The sequence below is a fragment of the Paenisporosarcina quisquiliarum genome, assembly GCF_027563315.1.
GTDB classification, from domain to species: Bacteria; Bacillota; Bacilli; order Bacillales_A; family Planococcaceae; genus Paenisporosarcina; species Paenisporosarcina quisquiliarum.
The window spans coordinates 1-6,974 of sequence record NZ_JAMKBJ010000024.1 but is presented as its reverse complement, the minus strand read 5'-3'; the positions used below and the strand labels follow the sequence as shown (position 1 = coordinate 6,974).

General features: G+C 34.2%; 10 protein-coding genes. 7 read left to right on the top strand and 3 right to left on the bottom strand.

Translation table 11 applies throughout. The features are described from left to right. Positions 1–196 precede the first annotated feature (196 nt). The 4 genes from M9R32_RS15935 to M9R32_RS15920 all read left to right on the top strand — a co-directional run bounded on the left by M9R32_RS15935 (position 197) and on the right by M9R32_RS15920 (position 2,793). A complete protein-coding gene (locus tag M9R32_RS15935) occupies positions 197–784 on the top strand; it encodes a hypothetical protein (RefSeq protein ID WP_269927721.1) in 588 nt (195 codons plus the stop codon). Between the two features lie 168 nt (positions 785–952). Then, entirely contained in the window at positions 953–1,363 is a 411-nt protein-coding gene (locus M9R32_RS15930; RefSeq protein ID WP_269927720.1) for a DUF3888 domain-containing protein, read from the top strand. Positions 1,364–1,528: 165 nt separating this feature from the next. Beyond that, positions 1,529–1,993, top strand: coding sequence for a DUF3291 domain-containing protein (locus M9R32_RS15925; RefSeq protein ID WP_269927719.1), 465 nt, complete (start codon positions 1,529–1,531; stop codon positions 1,991–1,993). A gap of 293 nt (positions 1,994–2,286) precedes the next feature. Beyond that, entirely contained in the window at positions 2,287–2,793 is a 507-nt protein-coding gene (locus tag M9R32_RS15920) for a GNAT family N-acetyltransferase (protein ID WP_269927718.1), read from the top strand. Positions 2,794–3,084: 291 nt separating this feature from the next. Here M9R32_RS15920 and M9R32_RS15915 read toward each other — a convergent pair whose 3' ends face one another. The 3 genes from M9R32_RS15915 to M9R32_RS15905 form a co-directional block, all read right to left on the bottom strand. Then, the gene (locus M9R32_RS15915) at positions 3,085–3,549 is read right to left on the bottom strand and encodes a DMT family transporter (protein WP_269927717.1); all 465 of its coding nucleotides are present in this window, start codon (positions 3,547–3,549) and stop codon (positions 3,085–3,087) included. A gap of 13 nt (positions 3,550–3,562) precedes the next feature. Beyond that, a complete protein-coding gene (locus tag M9R32_RS15910; protein ID WP_269927716.1) occupies positions 3,563–3,991 on the bottom strand; it encodes a DMT family transporter in 429 nt (142 codons plus the stop codon). An 81-nt stretch (positions 3,992–4,072) separates the two neighbouring features. Next, positions 4,073–4,387, bottom strand: coding sequence for an ArsR/SmtB family transcription factor (locus M9R32_RS15905; RefSeq protein ID WP_269927715.1), 315 nt, complete (start codon positions 4,385–4,387; stop codon positions 4,073–4,075). Between the two features lie 664 nt (positions 4,388–5,051). Here M9R32_RS15905 and M9R32_RS15900 point away from each other — a divergent pair. The 3 genes from M9R32_RS15900 (at position 5,052) to M9R32_RS15890 (ending at position 6,805) form a co-directional block, all read left to right on the top strand. Then, a complete protein-coding gene (locus M9R32_RS15900; RefSeq protein ID WP_269927714.1) occupies positions 5,052–5,405 on the top strand; it encodes a hypothetical protein in 354 nt (117 codons plus the stop codon). A 289-nt stretch (positions 5,406–5,694) separates the two neighbouring features. Then, entirely contained in the window at positions 5,695–6,177 is a 483-nt protein-coding gene (locus M9R32_RS15895) for a YjdJ family protein (RefSeq protein WP_269927713.1), read from the top strand. Between the two features lie 145 nt (positions 6,178–6,322). Then, on the top strand, positions 6,323–6,805 hold the full coding sequence (locus tag M9R32_RS15890; protein ID WP_269927712.1) for a GrpB family protein: 483 nt from the start codon (positions 6,323–6,325) through the stop codon (positions 6,803–6,805). Positions 6,806–6,974 lie beyond the last annotated feature (169 nt).

The window sequence follows — 6,974 nt, the reverse complement described above, 5'->3', positions numbered from 1 at the left end:
GGCGAACGGTTTAGTTGACGGGGTCTAGCCCCACGGGCAGATACGTTCTACCCTGGCTACTGATATAATAAAACTATATAAAAAATGGTCAACCAGAAATATCTGGCTGACCTTATAATACGAACGGAGCAGGTTAGTTCAAGAAGAATAATGTCTTATCACAAGGAAATACTACTTAAAATAGGTAGGTGATTAGATGAAAAAAATATCAGTAATTTTTTTACTATTGCTATTAAGTCTAACAACGTTGTTATATGTGAATTGGGAAAGTTCAACAAAAGCAAAGTTAGCAAACACAAATGAAAGCACAGTATTAGCGACATTATCTGCTAAAGTAACAACAACTTTTGAAGAACATGGTACACCAATTAGTAACGCTCAAATTATTGTAATAAATTCATTAGGTGAGATAATCGGAACAGAATTAACAAATTCTGATGGAGAAGCAAAGATACCTGTTACAGTTCACAAAGACCCTAGGTTCCCCATGAAAAAAATGGGGGAAGTTACTGTTATAGCAGTTGCAAATGGGTATAACGAGCATATTAACTTTAGTGTTCCAATAAATGAATTTAGCGATAATACAGGAAGTGTTTCAATTCCTCTTTGGAAAATAGATCCTAACAGACGAAATGAACCCCAATTTATCCACGGAAGTTTTCATCGCTTAACTGTTTTTGAAATGCTAGATTATTATGCTGAAAAATTAAGGTTAAAGAGACAAACTATCAAAGAAGATTCTATTTCACCAGCTCCTTGGGGACCTGAATTAAATTCACGATGAAAAAAACTTCTTCCTGGACCTTATTGAACTTACGGGTGCTTTCGTTTAAGTTAAACTGGCTGCTTAGGCAGCTTTTTTTAATGAACGAATGAGGATGTTTAGTTGAATAAGCATACAAATAATATCTATGGATAAAATACCTACAAAATAAGTTGAGTAGGTGATGATTTGAAGAAAATATTAATATTTTTAATCTTATTTATTGTTATGACTACATCATTAATTACGTACGCTAATCGCCCAATAACACAACCTACACGAGAGAATGTGTTAGAAGATGCAGTAATTGATCTATTACAGCCACAATTAAGCAAAGCGATTGAAGACCATTATGGAACTACTTTTGCCATAGGGACGTTTTGTGAAAGGGTTATTGAAATAAAGAAATTGGAACATCCCGGTTCTTGGATGTTTGAAGCTAAGCTTGAGTTTGTTACTTTCACTGGTCCACATAATTATAAAGATATCTTTACCGTCACATTAAGACAAGATTGGGAAACTGAAGGTTGGGTAATGCAAAAATACGATGTACGAAAGTATGATTACAAAGATAAATATGAGTGTAGAAGTCCTGCATAATAGCATATTTCTTATTCAACTAACGAGTGCTTTAGCAAAGATCAATGAGTTGCGTAGGCAACTCTTTTTTGTTATTGAACTAACGAAGCAGTTTAGTGAAAGAAGGTATTTCCACATTTTCACTTGAATATATACTTGAAAAAGACTGTGGATGGAGGACTATTTATGGCATTAGTTTCAATCTTTACTGTTGGTAGGTTAAATCACCCCTATGACCACCCTACATCTCGTGAGTTTTATGAAATGGGATATAAAGTAATGCGTCAGGCATCTGTTTCAGGACATCTTATAGAGGAGTTTTCATCAGATGGAGTGCCTATCCCTGAAGAAGCTAAAGGAATAGGTTACCCAGTTCTTACTCTAACGGTATGGAAAAGCCTTCAATTCTTATATCAATTTACCTATTCAGGAAAGCATATCCAAGCATTGCGAAATAGGAGCAAATGGATGGAGCCTTCTGAAGTGAAACACCTTTCATATGTAGTTTGGTGGACAGAAATGGCGAGGGATGTCTCATGGGAGGAGGCATTCAGGCGATACAACCATTATATTGAGCATGGTCCAACTCCTTTTGCATTTGATTATAAGCACCCATTTGATGAAAAAGGGGAGACGTTATCGCTTAAGTAGCAGGAGAACTCTTATTATTTGGAAAATTATTCGTGTACAATATTAGTGATGTTAAAGAATAATACACCTTCCTGTGACATTTTTATTTATTTTATAGGAATGTTTGATGTATTACTCTTAAACTATTGGCGGCGTTAGTTGAGCAACATATAAGTGTGAATTATTTAAAATTAACAGGAGGTATTTTAAATAATAGTGAATATATGTTCAAAAGGGTCCACCATTATTTCTACTATCAAGTAAAATAAAATGTTTCTCGTGAGAATAGCATGACTTGGGAAGGCGGTTATAAAATGACAAATAGATTCTCGGCAATGAATTTCAAAATAATAACTGAACGGCTTTACTTGAGTATGTGGAAGGAATCAGATGCATCCTGGTATAGGGAACTTGTTGGGGAACGGGGCGTTGCTAAGCCAACTCTTGAAGAGGCTCTCAAAAATGTTATCAGTTTGCGCGAAAGAGCACTGGAAAGTGGTATAGGTCTACTCACAATCCGAAGCAAAGATGAAGGAGATATTATTGGATATTGCGGGTTAATTATCGGTCGTTCTACTATAGAAGAGCCGGAAATTGCTTATGAACTATTCCAAAGAGCCCACGGAAATGGCTATGCAACTGAAGCCGCATCGGCAATTATAGAAGCTGCGGTAGCCACTGGAAGGAAACGCCTGTGGTCTACTGTGGGTTCTTGGAATATTGCTTCCTTTCGAGTTCTTGAAAAGAATGGTTTCATTCGTAAACATAGTACCTGGAAAGAGAATGGAGAAGAAGTTGTTTGGAACATGCGTGATCTTTAGATAACAAAGGTTTGTTTTGCGAATAAACACCATTCGACTATGAAGTTAAAATATATAGAATGCTGAATTCCAAAAGTGAAAGAAGACTGACTGCTTTATGTAATATCAGAAAAGCATTCCTGTAATAATTGAAAATGAACCTAAAGTTTTGTGAACAAATCTACTTAAACTAACGGCGTGCTTTAGTTGAATAAGAAAAATGAAAAAGCTAACGTCCGGGAAAAGACGTTAGCTATGTTATTTATAAATTTGTTATTACCGCAAACGCATATCTGCCTCTTTATATATGGTTTATGCTTCTGTTGGCTCGCTTGAGCGTTTATTCCCTTTATAAATAAAATAAAGAGAAATTAACATAAATAGTAATGAAAAGATTCGTTTAATATCTAATTCTATAACTAAACTATTGAACCATCCAAAATGATCAATAATCACACCAATTACAAGTTGGCCAGCTATACCAGCAATATTAGTCGCAATAACCCCAATCTTAGGAACGGCCAAGACAGTTAGGAGTAAATACATCGTGCCTAAAAATGCTGCGCTTAATTGCCATTTTGGAGCCTCTAGAAGTGCCGGAATATTTCCATTGCCAAAAAATAATACGAAAATGGTAAGAAACATTGTTCCAGTGAGAAATGTTAAAAATGTTGTTTCTATTGTTCCAGCTTTTCGACTGAATGTACCATTGATAGATGATTGTGCGCTTAATGTAATACCGCCAATTAAAGTAAATAAAATCATAAATAGTCCCATAATTAAAGACCTCCTAGTTTATTAATATAAGGGCAACAACCATTGAAATAACTGCAAGTATCTTTTCTTTATTGATTCTTGTTTTCTTACTGCCCAGCCATCCAAAATGTTCAATAATCATACTCATAACTAATTGCCCGATAATTACAGCAACCATTGTTACGCCAACCCCCACGAATGGGACACTTACAACAATTGAGGTTAAATAAACAACACCCAAAACACCTCCAAGTAATAACCATTTAGGTGCTTCTAATGTATAGGAAAGGCTTCCTTTTCCAAAAAAGAGCCACAATAGCCCCAAAATGATTGAACCCATAAAGAAGTTATAAAAACTTGTTTCTAATTGCCCGATTGCTTTTCCTAGTTCAGCATAGATTGCTCCTTCAAAGCTAAGAGCTGCTCCAGCTAGTAGGGCTAGTAAATAAAATAAAATGCGCATAGATTAAATCTCCTTTTTCGTATAATTGAATATCTAGAAAAATAGATGTTATTCAGAAAAAAAAACAGAAATCAACATAGATCAGATCTCTGTTTTGAAATATTTAGCTAACTCTTGGATAATTTCTTCGTTACGTCTGTAGTAGGTCCATTGTCCATGACGAATTGATTCAAGTAGACCAGCTCTTTGCATCATGTTTAAGTAGCTAGAAACGGTAGATTGAGAAACTTTGGCTTTTTCTTGAATATCCCCAACACATACTCCACCTTTGTAACTTACCTCCTTTGGCAAGTGAGCACCTTGTTTTGGGAAATGCTTCTCGGGTTCCTTTAACCACTCAAGTATATTGAGCCGTGTTTCGTTAGATAACGCTTTGAATACATCAATAGGTTTCATAAGTGCTATTGTACATCTAAATTTCTCGATATGTCAATGTAAAACTTAATCATCATGGTGAAATTCGTCTTATTCGCATCCATATGAATAGAGAACAGGAGAACTAATCTTTAATTTAAGTATTCGACTGAATACTCTTGTAATACTCTTATCGATGAATCCATCTGATTTAATGAGCTTTTGATTCATGCAACCGTTCTCGGAGTTGAATAAATGTCCATCTACCTGGGTCTTAGACAAACAAAAAAGACCGTCTTTAACGATCTTCTCTTGTTCAACTAACGAAGCAGTTTAGTTGAACAAGAAGGTTTTTTCGGAATCGTGTTGAATAAGTTAATATATGTAAATTGTTCGACGAAAATGGTGCTTTACTTCAAGACTGAGGTGGCACTTTTTTTATTGAACTAAGCAGGTTAGTTAAAGAAAGAAATGGAAAGGAGATCGAACAGATATGAAACGAGAGGGAATTGTTAAGTGGTTTAAAGAAGAAAAGGGTTATGGTCGAATTATGCTTGCAGGTTAGTTGAAGAGTGTGACTAATAAAACCGAATAATAAATCGTTATGATTTGGTACTCGATTTTTATAAATGTTCCACCTACTTTTATTTTAGGTGATTTAAATAATTGGTAAAGAAGTATTTAGAATGAAAGGAGAATTTTATTTATGAAATTAAAATTCTTAATCGTCGTGATTCTCGCACTCCTAGTTTTAGCATCTTGTGGTCAGTCAAATAAAAAAACAGAAGAATATGATTTGATTGGTACTATAATCAAATTCGATCCAAATGATACTAAATTCTTACTAGAAGGATCTGGTCCAATTATTCCAAACGAAACACAGATATGGCTGACTGTTAACTCAAACAGTAGACTGATCGACATAGATAATAATGATATTGAATATAGGGATTTACAACCTAGAACTAGAGTGAAAATTCATTTGGCATATAACGCGGGTCTGGATACGGAACCACAACAGGGAACTGTAGAATATTTAAAAATCGAGAGTGAAGACTAAATAATATTCTTGAAAGCATACCATGTGTGCTGAGATTTAAAAACGTACTATATATTAAGTGAAGAGTTTTAATTATTTCAATGAAATTCGAACTTGAACATAAAATTTCTTCTTCAACTACGAGGTGCTTTACTTCAAGAATGAGTAAAGCATTCTTTTTATTGAACTAAACTATCGCAGAAAATTATTAAAGCTATTGAAATTCAAGGGTAACAAAATAATTGATTTTGGAACAAAAAGTAATTAAAGACGTCTTGGTAAAAAACAGAATTTATAAGGAGGGCGAAAATTGTTTAAGTATGTATTACAACTCATCGTTGGAATCTTTACTTTAGTGGTATCAACATTTATAGCTTGGTATGAAGGAAGTGCAATAACTTATAAATCTTTGGAATGGGGGTATTCAACACCGTTTACCAAAATACTTAACATTGAGATTACGAATGGTCGTGATATTAGTCAACTTGATTATTTTGTTTATGCAGCTAAATTCCAACCACTATTTCCCGCAATTATGATGGTTAGTGTATTCTACATTTTGAGTATAGTTGGATATTATCTAGTAAAATATAAGCCTAAATGGGCTATTGGTTTTTTGGGATTAATAGGTTGTATCATGATACTACTTAGTGGTTTTATTTTTAATTCACCAACAATAGGCGGAAGAGTTTTTTTCTGGATTACTTTAGTAAGTGGACTTATTAGTATAGCTGTTGCATTCTTCGTGTGCTTAAGAAATTTCAAGTACACGGTGAGTGTTAATACAAATTAAATTGTAACATTGTGAATAGTTTCACTTAAACTAACGGGTGCTTTACTTCAACACGGAGAAAAGCTTTCTTCCTTATTCAACTAAAGCAGCAGGTTTGTTTAAGAACAAATAATGACCAAACAATAATAGGGGGATAGAATTAACGGTGAATAGCGATGATCACAATAACATCCCAGTATGGGCATTTGAAGCAATAGAGATAAAAAAACCTAACCCTTTATGGAAGAACAAAGGTATTCAGGAAAAAGAAGAACTATACATTCTACTCTCTCCTTTTGGTGTTAAGCAAATAGAGCACATTGGGAGTACGGCAATCCCTAATTTGTCAGCTAAACCTATTATCGACTTAATGGCTTCTATTCCATCTTTAGAACAAATCAACAAAATAGCTGAACATCTGCTTTTAAACGACTGGCACTATGTACCTCCTGAATTAGACAAACAGCACTGGAGGAGATTTTTTGTTAAAGTGAAGAATGATAAATTTAGAAATAAATTAAGAACAAATCCACACCTTGTTGAGGAATACGCCAATCTAAAAAGTCAATTAGCACAGGAATTTAATAAAAATCGTGAGGGATATACAGAAGCAAAGACTGATTTTATAAATAAGGTGATATTCAACTAACGGTGTGCTTTACTTCAAGAAGGAGTGAAGCCTTTTTTCTTATTGAACTAAACCAGCTAATAGTTTGTCAATATTTTTTGATAGAATAAATCTATACGTGGTATATTAAAAAATGCGTATGCCAAATAACCTCCCAGTATCCTAATTGGAAGGTTTTGAGCTATTTTCT